The sequence below is a fragment of the Kribbella sp. NPDC058693 genome, assembly GCF_042715335.1.
Taxonomy (GTDB): domain Bacteria; phylum Actinomycetota; class Actinomycetes; order Propionibacteriales; family Kribbellaceae; genus Kribbella; species Kribbella jiaozuonensis.
Window position 1 is genome coordinate 211443 of record NZ_JBHXSQ010000006.1, and the last position, 17687, is coordinate 229129.

The window sequence follows — 17687 nt, forward strand, 5'->3', positions numbered from 1 at the left end:
GGACTGCGCTCGCCGGTTGCTTGTCGACTGCCCAGCGCCAGACCTACGCAAGAGCCGACGGAGTGGACAACTGGGCAAAGCCTGCCCGGTCGACGCAGTACATGCCTCGGCGCTGGGTGACGACCAGCAGGACGTGGTCGCAGGACGGGCACCGGGCGACCAACCCCGGGCCATCGAGGTAGACCGCCACCTCCGCAACGACACCCGACCGCCCGCAGCCGCCGCACGTGCAGCCCGCGGTCGTCATGTCGGCGCCGAAGATGGCCTCCAGCGTGCCGGCGATCGCGTTCCCGTCGTACCTCGTCATGGCAGCACTCCCGTTCCGCCGAAGCGTTCCGTTCTGATCCGGGCCGGGTCGTGGCCCAGGTCGACGAGCCCGGCTGCCGCGGTCTCGACGAATGCGGTCGGCCCGCAGATGAAGGCCAATGAGCGATCCGCCGGCGACCAGGCGACCTCGGCCAGCAGTTCGCTGTCGATCCGGCGGCGATACCCCCGCCAGGCGCTCGGTTGTTCCCGGGTCAGCGTGATCGAGATGTCGAACGGGTCGCACGCCGCAAGGTCCATCAGTTCCTCCCGATAGAGCAGCGCTTCGAGCGAGCGGGCCGAGCACAGCGCCCGGACCGGAACCTCGCTGCGGGTCGCCCGATGGTGCCTCATCATCGCTCGCAGCGGCGCCAGGCCGGAGCCACCGGCGACCAGGAAGAGCGGTCCGCCGAGCGGCTCGTCCCAGACGAAGTACCCACCGACCGGACCGCGGAGCTCGAGTACGTCCCCGGCCCGGAGCTCGTCCACGAGGAACGGCGAGACCTCGCCGTCGTCGAGTCGCTCGACGCTGAGTACGACGTGCCCGTCCTCCGGCGCCGACGCGATCGAGTAGCTCCGCTCCGCCTGATATCCGTCCGGTGCCGTCAGCCGTACGTCGACGTGCTGGCCGGCCATATGTCCGGGCCACCCGGGCACCGTCAAGGCGATGTTCTTCACTTGCGGGGTCTCGGACATCGTCTCCACCACGGTGGCCTGCTGCCAGCTCAGTCGCCCTGGTATCGCTGTTCTCGCCATGGATCTCCGTAGTTGTGGTAGCCGTACATCTCCCAGAAGCCGGGTTCGTCGTGCTCGCGGATCTCGAGTCCGCGGATCCACTTCGCGCTCTTCCAGAAGTACAGATGCGGAACCAGCAGCCGCGCCGGTCCTCCGTGCACGGGCGGCAGCGGGCTCCCGTCGTACTCGAAGACCACCCAGGCCTGTCCGCCGCGCAGATCCGCGACCGGGAGATTCGTGGTGTACCCGCCGTCGCAGTACGCGGTGACGTACTCCGCCCGGAGCGAGGTCGCATCCAGCAACGTGTCGACCGAAACACCGCGCCAGTTGATGTCGAGCTTCGACCACTTGGTCACGCAGTGGATGTCGACGGTGAAGGTCTCGGCCGGCAGCGACCGGAACTCCTCCCACGACCACGTGACCGGCCGCGACGAATCCGCCGTGGCACGCCGCCCCTGAAATCCTCGGGTCACCGCCATCGGGCTCGTCCTCCACATCATCGGTCTCGGGTACTCCGAGCGTGCTACGGACGGGCATTGCGGCGCATCTGTGAGTACCCCGGGGCACCCCCGGGACACTCACAGATGCGAGCGCGGCCGGTTCCGGAGGAGGCTCGCAACGTCAGGACGCTCGCGCCCAACGGAGGAAAGTGCGACATGGCAACTGTCTCGTTCAAGGGAGCCACCCGGGTCTATCCCGGCACCGACGTTCCGGCGGTCGACAGTCTCGACCTGGAGATCGAGGATCGTGAGTTCATGGTGCTCGTCGGACCGTCGGGCTCGGGTAAGTCGACGGCGCTGCGGATGCTGGCGGGGCTCGAAGAGGTGAACGAGGGGTCGATCTTCATCGGCGACCGCGACGTCACCAACGCACCGCCGAAGGAACGCGACATCGCGATGGTGTTCCAGAACTACGCGCTCTACCCGCACATGTCGGTCGCCGACAACATGGGCTTCGCCCTGAAGATGCAGGGCATCCACAAGGAAGAGCGCGCCAAGCGCGTCATGGAGGCCGCCAAGCTGCTCGGCCTCGAGGAGTACCTCGAACGCAAGCCGAAGGCACTGTCCGGCGGCCAGCGTCAGCGGGTGGCGATGGGGCGCGCGATCGTGCGCAGCCCGAAGGTCTTCCTGATGGACGAGCCGCTGTCGAACCTCGACGCCAAGCTCCGAGTCCAGACCCGCACCCAGATCGCCGAACTCCAGCACCGCCTCGGCGTCACCACCGTCTACGTCACCCACGACCAGGTCGAGGCCATGACCATGGGCGACCGCGTCGCCGTACTGAAGGACGGCGTCCTGCAGCAGGTCGACACCCCACTGAACCTGTACGACCGGCCGAAGAACAAGTTCGTAGCCGGCTTCATCGGATCCCCCGCGATGAACCTGATCACCGCCGAGATCGTCGACGGCGGCGCGAAAATCGGCGACTACGTCGTACCCGTCGCCCGTGACCTGCTGGCCAAGGCCGGCGACGACAAGACCCTGACACTCGGCATCCGCCCGGAGGCGCTGCACATCGCCGACGCCGGTCTGCCGGTGAAGGTCGCCGTGATCGAGGAGCTCGGCTCGGACGCGTTCCTGTACGGGACCGCGGACCACGCCGAGAACCAGCAGATCATCGCCCGCATCGGCACCCGCCTGCACAACGACAAGGGCACTGAGGTCTACCTCGCACCGGACCCCGAGAAGCTGCACCTCTTCTCCACCTCCACGGAGAAGAGGCTCGGCTAGGGAAGAACCTGGGTCAGTTGGCTTCGCGAAGTGATGCCCAGCTTCGTGAAGACCTTGCGAAGGTGGTACTGGACAGTCCGCGCGCTGATGAACAGGCGGGTGGCGATCTCGGGATTGGACAGCCCGTCGCGAGCCATCCGGGCGATCTGGGCCTCCTGCGCGGTGAGTTCGCTCTGCGCCGGGACGACCCGTTTGCGAGCGGTCCCACCGGCTGCTTTCAGCTCACGCCGGGCGCGCTCGGCGAAGGCGGTCATGCCCATCGACTCGAAGCTCGTGTGCGCGGCCCGCAGCTGTTCGCGTGCCTCGAGGCGACGGCGTTCGCGACGGAGCCATTCGCCGTAGACCAGTTGTGCCCGCGCGAGATCGACGCGGAGCGCCGTACCGTCGAGGCGGCGGATTGCTTCGCGGTACAACGCTTCCGCCTCGCCGGCTCCGGTCAGCAACGCGCGGCTCCTGGCCCGGACGCTGAGGATCCAGTCCGTGCCGCCCGCGTCGGCCATCTCGTCCAGCCTGCGGCAGGCCTGCTCGGCGGCCTCGATCTGTCCGCTGCGGGCACCGCCTTCAGCGAGCTCGGCCGGTGTCCAGACATAGACGGCGTGGTCGCCCGGGTGCTCGAAGCCGCGGGCCGCCGTCACGGCCGCCTCCTGGTAGCGCCCGAGGCTGTTGTCGAGCACCGCGGCGGCCCAGCCGGCGATGGTCAGCCCGATGCCTTCACCGCGCTCGATCGCATCCCGTGCCGTCGCCGCGACCAGCCGTTCGGTCTCGAACCGGTTGCCGCTGAACGCCGCGACACCGAGCAGTCCGTACGGCGTCACGGTGCCGCCAGTCACCTCGTTGACCGACTCCGCCTCCGCCGTCAGCGCCGCTGCCGTGACCAGGTCACCGGTGAAGAGGGCCACGTAGGCGCGACCGGCCAGCGCGAGCGCGAGATCGTTGACGACACCGACCTCGCGGGCCAACTGGATGTGCCGGTCCGACAACCACTGCCAGCGCTCGACGTCCCAGAGCCGCATCGCCGTGGTAGTTGCCATCCACAACAGTTGCAGCTCCTGCTCCATCGACATGCCGGCGCCGAACTCCGCGAGCGCCTTGCGCAGCGTCGGCACGCCCGCGGCGTAGCCGTCGGTGAACGCGGCCGCCGTACCGTCCAGCAACAGATCACCGGGCCGTGGTCCGCTCGGCCGGGGCGCGGCCGCGGCGGCGCGGGCGACCGCGGCCAGATCGCCGGCGGGCGTTGCGAGTCGAGTCGCGAAGGTCGCCGCGGAGATGGCATCCAGATACGTCGCCCGCGCCAGGTCGACGTCGATCGGCTCGAGCCGTTTCGCGGCCTGCAGCATCAGCTGAGGAGCGTCACTGCCACGGCTGGTGGCGAACGCGAGCTGGGCGCGAATCAGATCCGCCCGGGCGCGCTGACGCTCCGTGAGCGGCTGCCGGTCCGCGAGCTCCAGCAGCTCGGCGGTCGCGGGGAACCCGCCCGACTGCAGTTCGATCTGCGCGGCGGCCAGCGCACGCTCCGCCCGTTGCGCCGGGTCTACCGTCAAGGTCACGGCCCGATGCAGGAACGCCGCCGCAGCCGACAGTCCACCACGCGCCCGGGCCCGGCCAGCCGACCGTTCGAGCTCGTCGGCGATCTCCGGATCCGGCCCGGCCGCCGCCTGCGCGCGATGCCAGGCCCGCCGATCGGGATCGGTCCGCGGGTCCGTGGCGTCCGCAAGCGCCGCGTGGACCTGCCGGCGGTCTTCCTCGGAGGCCGACCGGTACACCGCGGACCGGACGAGCGGATGCCGGAACCGTCGTCTCGGCACGCCCTCGGTCAGCCCCGCCTCGCGCGCCGCCACGACCGCATCCAGATTGATCCCGAGCTGAGCCGCGGCACGTCGTACCAGGATCTCGTCGCCGGACGGATCAGCAGCGGCGAGCAGCAACAACCGTCGCGTCTCCGGTGGTACGGCGGCGATCCGGCGGACGAATGTCTCCTCGACGGTGCCGGCGCCCGGCAACCCGAACCCGCCGGCCAGCTGCGCCGGAGTCAGGCCGCGCGGCAGTTCGAGCAGGGCCAGCGGGTTCCCGTGGGCGTCGGCCACGATCTGGTCGCGCACCTGCTGATCGATCGGCCCGGAGAGCACGGCGTTCAGCAAGGTCCGCGCGTCGGCGTCGTTCAAACCACCGATCGCGAACTCCGGTACGCCGTCGAGCAGATCACCGATCTTCCGCGTGGCGAAGATCACGGCCACGGATTCGGCCCCGATCCGGCGCGCGACGAATGCGAGGATCTGCGCCGAACTGCGGTCGAGCCACTGCTGGTCGTCGATCAGACACACGAGCGGCCGGCGGGCCGCCGCCTCGGACAGCAGGCTCAGGACCGCCAATCCGATCAGGAACAGGTCGGGTGGCGAGCCCTGGCTCAGGCCGAAGACGACCCGGAGCGCGTCCTGTTGGGGTGGTGGCAGCCTGTCGACGCCGTCCAGGACCGGAGCACACAGCTGATGCAACCCCGCGAACGGCAGCTCCATCTCCGACTGGACCCCGGACGCCCGGGCCAGCCGGCACCCGTCCGCGCGGGCAGCGACGTACTCGAGCAGCGCGGTCTTGCCGACGCCGGCCTCGCCGTGCAGGACCAGCGCACGGCTCTCGCCGGCGCGGACAGCGCCGATCAACTGGTCGAGCACACCGCATTCGGCCCGCCGACCGGTCAGCTCCACGGGACCCACGCCATCACGCTACCCCCGGAGCTCACGAGGGAGGACAGGATCGTCAGTTCTGGTACCCCTGGAACAGGCGGAGCCAGGTCTCGCTGATCGTCGGGAACGACGGCACGGCGTGCCACAGCCGCTCGATCGGGACCTGACCGACGATCGCGATCGTCGCCGAGTGCGGCAGCTCGGTGACACCGGGGCCGACGAACGTCACCCCGAGCAGGCACCGGGTGTCCTCGTCCACGACCATCCGGGCCCGGCCGCGATAGCCGTCCGCGTAGAGATTCGCGCCGCCGCCCCTAGCGAGGTGAACGTGCGGGACGGCTGATCGATCCGCGCTCTCCAGGTGCGCACTCCATGGTGTGGCTTCGTCCACCGACTCCCCCGCTGCCTGGTCGAGGATCACCTGGGCGGCGATGCGAGCCTGGTACTTGCCCTGGTGCGTCAGCAACGCCCGGTGATTGACCGGTCCGGAACCAATCACGATCACATCGAATTCGCGGGAGTGTACGACGTTGCCGACCGCATCGGGATCCTGGTGCGCCACTCGATCGCCTGAGCCTCGATCCCGGGACTTTCTGGGCACAACGTCGTGGCGTACAAGCAACCGTAGGCCCAAAACACCTTCCCGAAGCAGGTCAGGGCTGCTGCTTTGGCGCGGCTGGTGGTGGCTGCCCCGAAGGATCGGGCGACGGGTCGGCCTCAGCCAGCGCATCCCGCAGGGCGCCGCGGGTGGCGACGCCGAGCTTGGGGAAGATGCGGTAGAGGTGGGTGGACACCGTTCGATGGGACAGGAACAGCTGCTCTCCGATTTGCTTGTTCGTCAGGCCGGCCGCTGCCAGTACGGCGATCTCGTGCTCTTGCGCGGTCAGCACGGGGCGATCGGTCGCCGGTCCGGCCGGGACGGTCCGGCCTGTCGCTCGGATCTCGTTGGTGGCCCGGGTGACCCAGGGTTCGGCCCGTAGCCGGCTGAAGGTGTCGAGCGCCGCGGTCAGTTCCGCGCGCGCCTCGCCGGTCGCATGGGCCCGGCGCAGCCGCTCGCCGTAGACGAGTCGCACGCGAGCCCGGTCGAACGGCCAGCGGGCCGAATCTGCGACGTCCAGCGCCTGGCGGAACTGCTCGAGTGCGACCTCGTCGCTGTCGGCGGCGAGTCCCGCCGACGCGTGCACGAGCATCGCGATGCGCGGCGACAGGCGATCCACTTCGAGATCAAGGAGGACGGCCACGTGCGACGCGGCCTCCGTGTGACGGTGGGTCCGGACCGCCGACTCCACCAGATCCAGGCAGACGTTGGGTGCTTCGTGGACGTACGGCGCCATCGTGCCAGGCGGACTGATCGCGGCGGCATGGTAGAACGCGGTCTCGAAATCGCCACGTCCGATGGCGCTGAGCGCCAGCACGTGATGAGCGTAGGCGGCGATCCGGTCTGCTCCCCGAGCCACAGCCCAGCGCATCATCTCGTTCGCGAGGTGGACGGCAGGCTCCTCACCGCGCGCGGCCGTGAGGAGTCCCTTGCGGAACTGGAAGATCGGCACATACAACCCGAGCCCCCGCGCGTCGCAGAGTTGCAGGCACTCGTCGAGCAGTTTGTCCAGCTCGTCCCATCGTCCGGTTTGCACATCGTCCCCGCAGATGTGCATCAGCAGCGCCACGAAGTTCGTCACGGCGCCGGCCTCGCGACTTTGGTCGACGACGCGAAGCAACGCGGTCCTGTAAGGGGTCAGCCGGTCGAGGACACCGGCGGCCAGCGCGAGCCTGCGGATACGCCACGGATCAGGTTCGTGGTCGAGGCTGCGCAGGGCGGCGTCGAACCGGTCCAGGATCGCGGGTGCGGTCCGGACCGGGTCGAGAAAGACCCGTGCCACCAGGTCCAGATCTTCCGGCGGTGCCGGACCCAGCCGGTCGAGGACGCGGTACAACTGCTCCGCATGATCGGCCCGTCCGCTGTACCCGCAGATCAGTAGCAGGACGAAGACCGCCGCCAGCACCCTGTCGTCCTCGGCGTCGAGGGTCGTCCCGCAGCCGTCGATGGCCGCCGTCATCAGCCGATGCGCGGCGGCGACATGGCCTTCGTGGTTGAGCAGCAGGAGTACGCCAGTCGTTGCCTCCTGCAACGACTGGAGCGGATCGAGCTCGCCCTGGGTCGGTTCGCCGAGCCAACGCGCGACATCCTCCAGGCCGCTGCCCATGTTCGCGGCGATGTAGGCGGCCTCGACCAGCCTGCGACGGTGGTCCATCGCCGACGGGCTGAGCTCGGCCGCACGGGTCAGCCGGACGACGGCGCCGTTCGGATCGCCGCGCCCGAGCACCCGCCGCGCTGTCTGCTCCAGCAGACCGGCCACCGTCTCGTCGGTTCCGGTCGTCGATTCCGCGAGATGCCAGGCCCGTCGGTCCGGCTGCGCGTCGAGCACACCGGCGAGCAGCCGATGCGCCCGGTATCGCTCGTTGCGTGTCGACACCTCGACGATGGCCGACCGCACCAGCGGATGGCGGAACGTGAGCCGGTGGGTGTCCTCCTCGATCTGAACGAGGCCGGCACGCTCTGCCGGCCCCAGGCCTGATAGCTCCACGTCGTCCGACGCTCGCTGCAGGATCGCCAGCTCGCCGGTGCCGTCGAGCGCGGCCAGCAGCAGCAGGTTCCTGGCCGCGTCGGTCAGGCCCTCGACCCGTGCCTCGAACAGGGCTCGCAGCCGTCCGCTCAGCGGCAGCACTGTGGGCAACGACTGCAGTGCCTCCCGCTGCCTCCCGGTCAGGGCAGCGGGCAGCTCCAGCAGGGCCAACGGGTTGCCTCGGGCAACGTCCAGCAACCGTTTGCGCACTCCGGGCGCCAGCATCGGGTATCGGCGCCGCAGCAGGGCACTCGCTGCATCCGGGGTGAGCGGATGCATCCGGAGCACCGGCAATGCCGTTCCGTCGAAGAACGTCTTCGCATCCGATCTGGCGGCCGCCAGCAGTCCAACCCGACTGCCGGTCAACCGCCGCGCGACGAACCCCAGCACGGCGGCGCTCGAGCGGTCCAGCCACGGAAGGTCGTCGACTACCAGGAGCAGCGGATCGTGCTCAGCGGCCTGGCGCAGCAGCGCGAGCGTCGCATTCGAGACGACCAGCCGGTCCGGCGGTGGACCTTCGGCCAGACCAAGGGCTGCCTGTAGCGCCGCCCGATGAAGTTCCCCCAGTTGCCCGAACTCTTCGATCAGCGGAATCAGCGCCTGATTGAGGCCGGCGAAGCTGACCTCTGCCTCGAACTCGACGCCCTCGGCCCGCAGGATCCGGGCACCGCTCGCGGCCGCATCCGCCGCGGCCGTATTCAGCAACGCAGTCTTCCCGAGCCCGGCCTCGGCGGACACCAGCAAAGCGCGATCGGCACCGGGGTCGTCGTCGAGCAGCGCCCCGACGAGAACCAGCTCGGTCTCCCGACCGATCAGCGTCTCTGGGCTCTCGCGATTCACGTCCCCTCCCGGCCGGCGTACGTCGCCGCACAGTTCCGCCGTACCTGCTCAAGCTAGCACCGCCGCATCGAGCTATGGGCCGTATATCCGCGGTCATCACCCTGGGCTCAAACCCAATAATTCAAGTTTGGAGTATCGCTGTGACTGACAAGAAGATCATCGCCGTGGTCGGTGCAACCGGCGCCCAGGGTGGCGGCCTGGTCCGCGCGATCCTGGCCGACGCCGACAGCCCGTTCGCGGTGCGCGCACTGACCAGGAACCCCGGATCGGACAAGGCGCGAGCGCTGGCCGCGGCCGGCGCCGAGGTCGTGCAGGCGGACCTGGACGACGCCGAGAGCGTTGTCTCCGCGTTCACCGGCGCCTACGGCGCGTTCGTGGTGACGAACTTCTGGGAAGAGCGCGCCATCGGCGAGGAGGACACTCCGGAAGCACGTGGCGACAAGGAGTTCGCACAGGCCGACACAGCGGCACGGGCTGCGGCCGAGGCCGGCCTGAAGCACGTCGTCTGGTCGACCCTGGACGACACCCGAAAGTTCTTCGGCGACGACACGTCGGTGCCGTCGCTCGGCAAGTACAAGGTCCCGCACTTCGATGCCAAGGCCGACGCCAACGAACTGTTCGTGAAGTACGGCGTACCGACCACCTTGCTGAACACGACCTTCTACTTCGAGGGGTTCATGTCCGGTCTGGCCCTGAGCCGGGACAAGGACGGCAAGGCAATCGTCATCCTGCCGATGGCCGACGCGCCGCTGGCCGGCGTGGCGGCGGAGGACATCGGCAAGACCGCCTACGCGATCTTCCGTGACAGCGCCGCCTTCATCGGCAAGACGGTCGGCCTGGCCGGCGACCACCTGACCGGTGAGCAGTACGCGCGGGCGCTGTCCGTGGCGATGGGCGAAGAGGTCAGCTACCGACCGCCGACGTGGGACGAGTACCGCGCCCAGCCGTGGGTGGTCGCGGTCGAGGCGGGCAACATGTTCGAGTACTACGCCCGCAACCACGAGCAATACACCGGTGAGCGCTCTCCCGACGCGATCCGCCGGATCAACCCGGACCTGCAGTCGTTCGACGACTGGCTGGCCGCCCACCCAGGTCAGGTCACGGTCAGCTGAGCCGACCCGGGACGCGCTCGATGTCGTCAGGGCGAGACCTCGAGCAGATCGCTGAGTCCGAGGCGTTCGTAGAACTCCGCCTGGTTCGCCTCGGCCAGATCGCTGACCCGCTCCGAACCGTCGTCGGCCGGGTCGATCGTGGTCCGGAACGGGCGACCGCCCTTCGGCAGGTCGACCACCCGCACGATCTCTCGCGCCACCTCGGCGACGTCTGCATCCGGCGGCGAGAGCTTCGCGAGTCGCCGGCCGACCTGCTCCGTGAGACCCGCGTACAGCTGCTCGTATGCCGCGGCGGTCTTCGTGTCCGTGGGGTGCATGGCATGCGCGAAGTGATTGGTGCCGGACGTGAACGATCCGGGCACGACGATCGCACTGTCGATGCCGAAGCGGGCGAGCTCGACCGCGTACCCCTTGGCCAGCTGGTCCTCGGCGGACTTGGTCGCGAAGTAGGCGGACAGGTACGGCGGAGTGCCGCCGAACGTACTGGACGAGCCGATCCACAGCAGCAGACCGTCGCGGCGCTGACGCATCTGCGGCAGCACGGCACGATTGACCCGCTGCGTGGACAGGACATTGGTGTCATAGAGCTGCTGCAGCTGCTCCACGGTGAACGACTCGGTCGGACCGTTCGAGAGATGGCCGGCGTTGTGGATCACCACGTCGATCGCGCCGGTCGCAGCCGTCACCGAGTCGATCGCGAGGTCGACCGAGGCCTGGTCGGTGACGTCGAGCTCCACGCTGCGCAGGTCAACCGAATGCTCCTTGGCGTACGCCGCCGCGTCCGCTACCGCTTCCGCATTGTGACCGATCGTGTCCCGCACCCCGGCGTACACGACATGGCCGGCGTCGGCCAGCGCGCGGGCCGTGAGTGCGCCGAAACCGCTGGAAGCGCCGGTGATGATGATGGTTTTCGGCATGACGTTCTCCTTGTGACAGCAGGGATTCAGGCGAAGGTGATCACGCCGCGGCCGCCGCGGGCTCTGCCGGCGGCCATCGCGTCGAGCGTCTCGGGTGCTTCGTCGAGGGTGATCGCGGTAATGGCGGGCAGGATCTGGTGCTGGGCCGAGAACGCCAGCGTGTCCCGCAGGTCGTGGGGCGATCCGGACGGCGACGCCATCACCCGAAGCCGGTTCAGCACCATCGGCTGGACCGGAAGACTCAGCGGGTAGGCGCTGTAGCCGCACAGGATCAAGGTGCCGTCCGGCGCCAGACCACCGAGCGTCTCCGCAGCAGCAGTGCTCGACGGCGCGGCGTTGAGGATCACGTCCGCCCCGCCGTCCCAGGTTTTCAAGGTCTCGGCCGCGGGCGATTCGTCGGTCGAGACGTACAGTTCCGCGCCCATCGCCTTGGCGGCGTCCTCACCGCGCCGGGAGCGTCCGACCACCGCAACACGGGCACCCATCGCCACGGCGTACCTGATGGCGAGAGTGCCGATACCGCCGGCACCGATGACGGCCACGCGGGAGTTGGGCGTGGCCCCGGCATGACGCAAACCGTTGTACGCCGTGATTCCGGCGCACATCAACGGTGCAGCCTGGACCGGATCCAGCCCCGACGGAAGCGGGGTCACGAAGCCCGCCTTGAACACGGCATACTCCGCATAGCCGCCATCGGTCACCACGCCGGTGATCCGCTTGCGGGGGCACAGGATCTGCTCGCCGCGGACGCAGTAATTGCAGTGCCCACATGAGTCGTAGAGGAACTGCGCGCCGACCGTGGTGCCGACCTCCGGGAAGGTGACGCCGTCACCCACGGCAGTGACTACACCGGTCACCTCGTGGCCGGGAATCACCGGGAACCTGGCGAAGGCGTACTTGCCTTGCAGCAGGTTGAGGTCGGAGTAGCAGACACCGCAGGCGGTGACCTTGACCAGAACCTCTCCGGCTCCGGGGTCGGGCACATCACGTTCGATCAGGGACAGTGGCGCGTTCACGCCCTCAGCGACGGCAGCACGCATGGGAGGCTCCTCCGGCAGTGGGTTGACACCTCGCAGTCTTGCCGCCTCCGCGCCGCCGCAGCATCAGTCAAACGACGATCTCCCGGCACGGGATTCGCCGTACGTCACGGCCCCAAGGTGGCGAGATGACGTCGTACGTCGGCCGCTTCCGACCGACCGAGATCGTCCAGCAGACCGAGCGCCTGGTCCCAGGTGACCCGGGCTGCAGCAAGGTCTCCGCTCCCCTCCTGGCTCTCGGCGAGGTGCAGCAGCGAGGCTGACTCGTCGTAGCGGTTGCCGAGCAGCCGGAACATCCGGACGGCCCGCTGATAGCTGTCGACGGCCTGCCCGAAGTCGCGGCGCTGCAGGTGGATGTAGCCCAGACTGTCCCAGGTGGACGCCTGGCCGTCACGGATCTCGAGTTCCTCGAAGATGGCGTAGGCCCGTCGGCAGTGGTCGAGCGCCTCGGAGTAGCGGCCGAGACGAGCCAGACACCAGCCGACGTCGTTCAGAGCGCTGGCCTGACCGGGCAGGTCTGCGGCTCGCCGGTACAGCACAAGCGCCGCCTCACTGTCGGCCAGAGCAGCTGCGTAGTCGTCCTGGGCACCGCGGACGAAGGCCAGCGCCCGGCGGCTCCTGGCCTCGTTGGACTCGTCCCCGAGCTGCTGGAACAGCAACCGGGCCCGCTCCAGCTCGTCGGCCGCCGACGCCAGGTCACCGAGTCGGCCCATGGCCGCACCCAGACCTCGATGCGCATGAGCCTGCCCTTCGACATCGCCCAGGCCGGACGCTGCCGCAAGGGCCAACCGCTGCACAGTTACTTGGTCCTGCCAATGACCCCGGCGTTGCAAGAAGTCGGAGACCGCCCACGCAAGCCGCCATACCTGAGCCGGAGTCACAGCGGCGCCCTCCGCTGCCACGGCGATCACAGTGCGGTACTCCGCCATAAGCCAGGTCAGCGCCGCATCGCGATCGGCGAACTCGGTGCCGACCGTCCCGTCAGTCGGCGGAGGCAGAGTGACCGTGGAGTCGCGCGGGTACAGCATGTGGTTCGCGGCGTACGTCGCATGCAGGTAGTAGTCCATCAGCCGGAGGAATGCCGTACGCCGGTCAGCGTCCGCATCGATGGCGCGCGAGAGCTCATCGGCGTACGTGTGGAGCAGGTCGTGAGTCCAGAAGCGGCCAGGCGCGCGCTCGACCAGCAAGTGTGCCCGGGTGAGCTCCGCGAGCAACGATCGCGTACGGCGGACGTCCTGACCGGCGAGGCTCGCCGCAGCGTCAAGTGCGATGTCACCGGTGGGATGCAGCGTGAGCAATCGGAACAGGCGAGCCGCCTCGAGCGTCAACGCGCGGTACGACCAGGAGAACACGCTGCGGCTGTCGAGCTCTGCGGCCGAGAGCGCATCCAGTCTGCTGCTGCCGTCGAACAACTCGGCGGCGATCGTGGACAGCGGCAGATCGGAGTTGGCGGCGGCACGAGCTGCGACGATGCCGAGCGCCAACGGGAGGCCGGCGCTGCAGTCGATCAGCCGCTGTACGGCGTCCGGCTCGGCGGCGAGCCGGACCGGGCTGAGTTGCGCGGCCAGGAACTGCCGTGACTCCTCCGGCGAGAGCAGGTCGAGTGGCAGCGGACGGGCGCCGTCGCGCACGACCAGGCTGGACAGTCCGTCGCGGCTCGTCACAATCACCAAGCAGCCCGACGTCCCTGGCAGCAGTGGCCGGACCTGCTCGGCGTCGCGGGCGTTGTCGAGCAGGATCAGGACACGCCGGTTGGCCAGCCTGCTGCGGTAGAAGGCCGCCTGCGCGTCCACATCCGCCGGGATCTTGGCACCCGGTACACCAAGTCCGAGCAGCAGACCGTGGATCGCCTCCGTCGCGTCCATCACGGTCTCGCCCGGATCGAACCCGCGCAGGTTCAGGTAGAGCTGACCGTCCGGGTACCGGTGGGCGATCTCGTGCGCCCAGTGGATGGCCAGACTGGACTTGCCGATGCCCGCCGTACCGACGATCACGACGGTCGTGGGAGGTGCGCCGGCAGGCGGCAGCAGTCCGCTCGCAGCCCGGAGTTCGTTGGCGCGGCCTACGAAGCCGGGGAGATCGGCCGGCAGCTGGGCCGGTCTCGAACTGTCGCGCACGATCTCCTCACGGAGCGCCTGCAGGCCCGGCCCCGGGTCGAGCGCAAGCTCATCGGACAGCACCTGTTCCGCGTCGGCGAAAACCGCCAGCGCCTCCGCGGTCCGGCCGGACCGGTGGAAGGCTGCCATCAGCAACTCGCGGAAGCGCTCGTCCAGTGGATGCTGGGCAACCAGTCGGGCGAGCCGGGCCGCCGCGTCGTCGTATGCGCCGAGCTCGATCTCGTTGGTCAGCTGAGCTTCGACGGCGGCCAGCCGCTCGCGCTCCAGGCCCGCGCGCTCCCGGTCGACGTACTCCCCCGACAACCCGGTCAGTGGCTGACCGGTCCACCGCGCGAGTGCGGCGTCCAGGTACGTCGCTACATTGCGGAGGTTCCCTGCCCGGCGGGCAATGTCGGCCTGACGCACCTCATCCCGGAACGCGGCCAGGTCAAGGGTCTCCGGCGTACTGCGGATCGCGTAGCCGCTGTCCCGCGGCGATATCAGCGACTCGTCGGCGCCGAGCTCGCGGCGCAGCCGGTACACGTATGTCCGGATCACCTGGACCGCGGCCGGTGGCGGATCGATCGGCCACAGGGCGTCGATCAACTCGTCGACCGACACCAGTTCGCTGTCGCTGAGCAGCAGGGCCGCCAGGGTCTTCCGCTGCTGAGGTCCGCCCAGGCGAACCTCCGCCGTTCCCCGCCAGGCGCGGACCGGACCGAGGACCGAGACCCACAAGTCGTTACCCGGCAAGGCTGCTCAACTTCTGCTCGAGCTTGCCGGCCATCGGGTGGCGCAGCTCGGCGAACAGCTCCAGCGCCCGCTGCCAGGCTTCGCGGGCGGCAGCCAGGTCATGGAGTGAGACGCGGTTGTCGCCGTAATTCGCGAGTGACATCGCCTCGTTGTACCGGTCCCCGAGCTCCCGGAAAGCGTCAATGGCCCGCAGGTACCACGTGGCGGCAGCGGGCAGATCCCCGAGCATCTGCTGCGCGTGCCCCAGGCTGTCCCAGCTGTTGGCCTCGCCATGACGGTCGCCGGCGGCCTGCCACAGTTCGATGGCCTGCAGCAGCATCGTGACGGCCAGCTCGTGGTCGCCGAGCGTGGAGTATTCGTTGGCCAGGTTGTTCATTGCCGTTGCGCGGGCGATCGGTTCGGATCCGTGCCGCAGCGCCTCCTGGTAGTTCTGCACCGCCTCGGCCGATCGACCCTCGTCGCTGTACATGTTGCCGAGAGCAACGTACGCGCTGGACTCCGCCTCCTCCGAACCGGCCTGCCGGAAGCCCGCGACGGCCTTCTCCAGCAGATCGCGCGCCGCATCCCTCTCACCGACATCGATGTACGTCTTCCCCAGCGTGTACTGCGCCACCGCCTTGAGGTGCATGTCCCCCATCCGCTCCGCGGCAGCAAGCCCGGTCCGCTGTACGTCGACAGCCTCGCGCCAGTGCCCGCCGCGATACTGGAACGTGTCCAGCGCCCAGGCCAGCTGCCACGCGTGCTCGTCGTACCCGTTGCGCGCCGCGTCCCGTACTGCGCTCACCAGCGCGGTGTACTCCGCGATGAACCACGCCCAGGCGGACGGGCGGTCCGCGATGTCGTCCACCAGGGTCTCCGGTCGTCGCGGCATGATGTCCACGGCGGGACGGTGCGGATTGACCAGGGCCTCGGCGACCTTCGCGGTCTGGACGAAATGGTCGAGCACGTGCACCAAGGCCGCTCGCCGTACATCGACGGAATCCACCGCCTCCAACTGCTCCATGGCGTAGGCGCGGACGAGGTCGTGGTACCCGAAGCGCCCTGGTACTGGCTCCAGCAGCAAATGCGCCGCGGTGAGTTCGGCAACGAGAACCTCGGTGACCGGGATCGCGCCGCCGGCCAGACTGGAGATGGTCACCAGGTTGCTGGTCGTCCAGGGCAGCTCCGACATCAACCGGAAGACAGCCGCTGCGGGCGGGGGCAGAGCCCGGTACGACCACGAGAAGACGGCTCGAACATCCACCGCGACGTCGGCGTCCGCGAAGGCGTCGAGACGACCCAGGCTCTCGTCGAGCTCGGCCAGGATGTCCGTGAGACGGAAGGCCGGGTTCAGCGCCGCGCGGGCAGCGACCACAGCCAGGGCCAACGGCAGCCGGCCACACCGCTCGGCGATGGCTGCTGCGGCGCTCTGTTCCTGGCGCACCCGCTGGTCACCCAACCGACCGCCCAGGAACTCGATCGCCTCGACCGGAGGCAGAACGTCCAGAGCGATCACCGCCCCGCGCACAGATCCGCCGAACTGGTGCCTACTGGTGACGACGAACAGCCCACCAGTTGTGCCGACGAGCAACGGAGCCACCTGTTCGGCGTCGCGCGCGTTGTCGAGCAGGACGAGGATCCGGCGGTTGGCGAGCAGCCTTTCGTACGTCGCTGCCCGGCCGTCGAGATCTTTCGGCATCTCCTGCGGTGGCACCCCGAGTGCCTCGAGCACCAGGAAGAAGGCTTCCTCGGTCGGCATCGCCGGGCGCGCCGGGTCGAAGCCGCGGAGGTTGAGATAGAGCTGTCCGTCGGGGAAGCGGTCGGCGATCGCGTGCGCCCAGTGCACCGCGAACGTCGTCTTGCCGACGCCGGCCATCCCGGTGACCAGGACGGTAGGCTCCCGGTCGGGTCGCTCCAGGATCGCCGTCGCGGCAGCAAGCTCGGGCTGCCGGCCGGCGAACCCGTAGTGGTCAGCAGGCAGTTGTGCCGGCCCCGCAACAAGAGTCGTACTTGCCGAGGGCAACAAGTCTGGATCGGCGCGGATGATCCGGTCCTGCAAGGTCCGCAGCTCTTGGCCAGGATTCGTGCCGAGCTCCTCGGCGAGCCGCGACCGCAGCCGCCGGTAGACGGCCAGCGCCTCCGCCTGCCGCCCGGATGCGTAGAGGGCAAGCATCAGCAGCTCCGCGAACCGTTCGTCGAACGGATGATCGTCGACCAGTCCCGTCAGTCCGGCCAGCGCTTCGGGTACGGCGCCCAGCTCGAGCTGAAGCCTTGCCTGTCGCTCGAGCGCGGTCAGCCGGAGCTGATTCAGCCGCACCCGCTGCGATTCGGCGTAGTCGCCGGGGATGCCGGCCAGCACGGGCCCGGTCCACAGCGCGATCGCGCGGCGCAATTGGTCGAGGGCGTCCACCGGCGCCGCAGCCTCAGCGACGGCAAGAAGTTGCTGGAAGCAACCGAGATCCACACTGGCGGGGTCGGTGCGCAACCGGTAACCGATTGTGGTCGAGGTGATGATCGAGTCGGCCGCCGACTGGCCCGGCTCGAGGGCGCGGCGCAGTCTGTGGACGTAGGTTCGAATCACCTGGGTGCCGGTGGGCGGGATGTCGCCACCGCCCCAGACCACGTCGACGAGCTCGGCGATCGAGGTGTCGGTGCCTTCGTGCAGGAGCAGCGCGGCCAAGACGGCACGCGGTTGCCGCGAGCCGAGCTCGACCTCCCGCTCGCCCCGCCAGGCCCGAACCGGCCCGAGCACGGTGAACCGCAGCTCTTCGTCCATCCTCGATCGCACTCCCGCACCAGCCGTGCTTCCTGGTACGGCGATCGTACTCGCGATCCGCAGTCCGGCCGACCGTCAACGGCCTCTGCACCGCGGCTCCTGTC

The 17687-nt window shown here is 69.2% G+C and carries 12 protein-coding genes; 2 read left to right on the forward strand and 10 right to left on the reverse strand.

All coding sequences use genetic code 11. The features are described from left to right. Positions 1–43: 43 nt before the first annotated feature. Genes ACFWUU_RS38155 through ACFWUU_RS38165 form a run of 3 tightly spaced genes read right to left on the reverse strand, consistent with a single transcriptional unit; the run spans position 44 to position 1517 of the window. Positions 44–307, reverse strand: a complete 264-nt coding sequence (locus ACFWUU_RS38155; protein ID WP_380183233.1) for a DUF6510 family protein — start codon at positions 305–307, stop codon at positions 44–46. Further along, on the reverse strand, positions 304–1059 hold the full coding sequence (locus ACFWUU_RS38160; protein ID WP_380183235.1) for a ferredoxin reductase: 756 nt from the start codon (positions 1057–1059) through the stop codon (positions 304–306). The genes ACFWUU_RS38155 and ACFWUU_RS38160 overlap by 4 nt, the downstream gene beginning before the upstream one ends. Next, a complete protein-coding gene (locus tag ACFWUU_RS38165) occupies positions 1029–1517 on the reverse strand; it encodes a molybdopterin-dependent oxidoreductase (protein WP_380183237.1) in 489 nt (162 codons plus the stop codon). Before ACFWUU_RS38165 ends, ACFWUU_RS38160 begins: the two co-directional genes overlap by 31 nt. A 177-nt stretch (positions 1518–1694) precedes the next feature. On the opposite strand from ACFWUU_RS38165, the gene ACFWUU_RS38170 reads away from it, so the two are divergent. After that, complete coding sequence (locus ACFWUU_RS38170; protein ID WP_380183239.1) at positions 1695–2768, forward strand: ABC transporter ATP-binding protein; 1074 nt, start codon at positions 1695–1697, stop codon at positions 2766–2768. Here the strand turns inward: ACFWUU_RS38170 and ACFWUU_RS38175 are convergent. The 3 genes from ACFWUU_RS38175 to ACFWUU_RS38185 form a co-directional block, all read right to left on the reverse strand. After that, positions 2765–5479 (reverse strand): ATP-binding protein, encoded by a 2715-nt coding sequence (locus ACFWUU_RS38175; RefSeq protein WP_380183241.1) that lies wholly within the window; start codon positions 5477–5479, stop codon positions 2765–2767. The genes ACFWUU_RS38170 and ACFWUU_RS38175 overlap by 4 nt on opposite strands. A 43-nt stretch (positions 5480–5522) precedes the next feature. Then, positions 5523–5948 (reverse strand): hypothetical protein, encoded by a 426-nt coding sequence (locus ACFWUU_RS38180; protein ID WP_380183243.1) that lies wholly within the window; start codon positions 5946–5948, stop codon positions 5523–5525. A gap of 154 nt (positions 5949–6102) precedes the next feature. After that, the gene (locus ACFWUU_RS38185; protein WP_380183245.1) at positions 6103–8913 is read right to left on the reverse strand and encodes an AAA family ATPase; all 2811 of its coding nucleotides are present in this window, start codon (positions 8911–8913) and stop codon (positions 6103–6105) included. A 140-nt stretch (positions 8914–9053) separates the two neighbouring features. Between ACFWUU_RS38185 and ACFWUU_RS38190 the strand changes: the two genes are divergently transcribed. Beyond that, a complete protein-coding gene (locus ACFWUU_RS38190; protein WP_380183247.1) occupies positions 9054–10025 on the forward strand; it encodes an NmrA/HSCARG family protein in 972 nt (323 codons plus the stop codon). A gap of 26 nt (positions 10026–10051) precedes the next feature. Here ACFWUU_RS38190 and ACFWUU_RS38195 read toward each other — a convergent pair whose 3' ends face one another. From ACFWUU_RS38195 to ACFWUU_RS38210, 4 genes are all read right to left on the reverse strand, one after another. After that, positions 10052–10942 (reverse strand): SDR family oxidoreductase, encoded by an 891-nt coding sequence (locus ACFWUU_RS38195; protein ID WP_380183249.1) that lies wholly within the window; start codon positions 10940–10942, stop codon positions 10052–10054. A 26-nt stretch (positions 10943–10968) separates the two neighbouring features. Beyond that, the gene (locus tag ACFWUU_RS38200; RefSeq protein WP_380183251.1) at positions 10969–11982 is read right to left on the reverse strand and encodes an alcohol dehydrogenase catalytic domain-containing protein; all 1014 of its coding nucleotides are present in this window, start codon (positions 11980–11982) and stop codon (positions 10969–10971) included. Between the two features lie 104 nt (positions 11983–12086). Further along, positions 12087–14828, reverse strand: a complete 2742-nt coding sequence (locus ACFWUU_RS38205; RefSeq protein ID WP_380183253.1) for a BTAD domain-containing putative transcriptional regulator — start codon at positions 14826–14828, stop codon at positions 12087–12089. Further along, complete coding sequence (locus ACFWUU_RS38210) at positions 14818–17583, reverse strand: BTAD domain-containing putative transcriptional regulator (RefSeq protein ID WP_380183255.1); 2766 nt, start codon at positions 17581–17583, stop codon at positions 14818–14820. The genes ACFWUU_RS38205 and ACFWUU_RS38210 overlap by 11 nt, the downstream gene beginning before the upstream one ends. Between the last annotated feature and the right edge of the window lie 104 nt (positions 17584–17687).

Excerpts from the sequence above, each read along its gene's own strand:
- ACFWUU_RS38165 (WP_380183237.1), bottom strand. The coding sequence starts at position 1,517 with ATGGCGGTGACCCGAGGATTTCAGGGGCGGCGTGCCACGGCGGATTCG.
- ACFWUU_RS38155 (WP_380183233.1), bottom strand. The coding sequence starts at position 307 with ATGACGAGGTACGACGGGAACGCGATCGCCGGCACGCTGGAGGCCATC.
- ACFWUU_RS38160 (WP_380183235.1), bottom strand. The coding sequence starts at position 1,059 with ATGGCGAGAACAGCGATACCAGGGCGACTGAGCTGGCAGCAGGCCACC.
- ACFWUU_RS38210 (WP_380183255.1), bottom strand. The coding sequence starts at position 17,583 with ATGGACGAAGAGCTGCGGTTCACCGTGCTCGGGCCGGTTCGGGCCTGG.
- ACFWUU_RS38170 (WP_380183239.1), top strand. The coding sequence starts at position 1,695 with ATGGCAACTGTCTCGTTCAAGGGAGCCACCCGGGTCTATCCCGGCACC.
- ACFWUU_RS38200 (WP_380183251.1), bottom strand. The coding sequence starts at position 11,982 with ATGCGTGCTGCCGTCGCTGAGGGCGTGAACGCGCCACTGTCCCTGATC.
- ACFWUU_RS38195 (WP_380183249.1), bottom strand. The coding sequence starts at position 10,942 with ATGCCGAAAACCATCATCATCACCGGCGCTTCCAGCGGTTTCGGCGCA.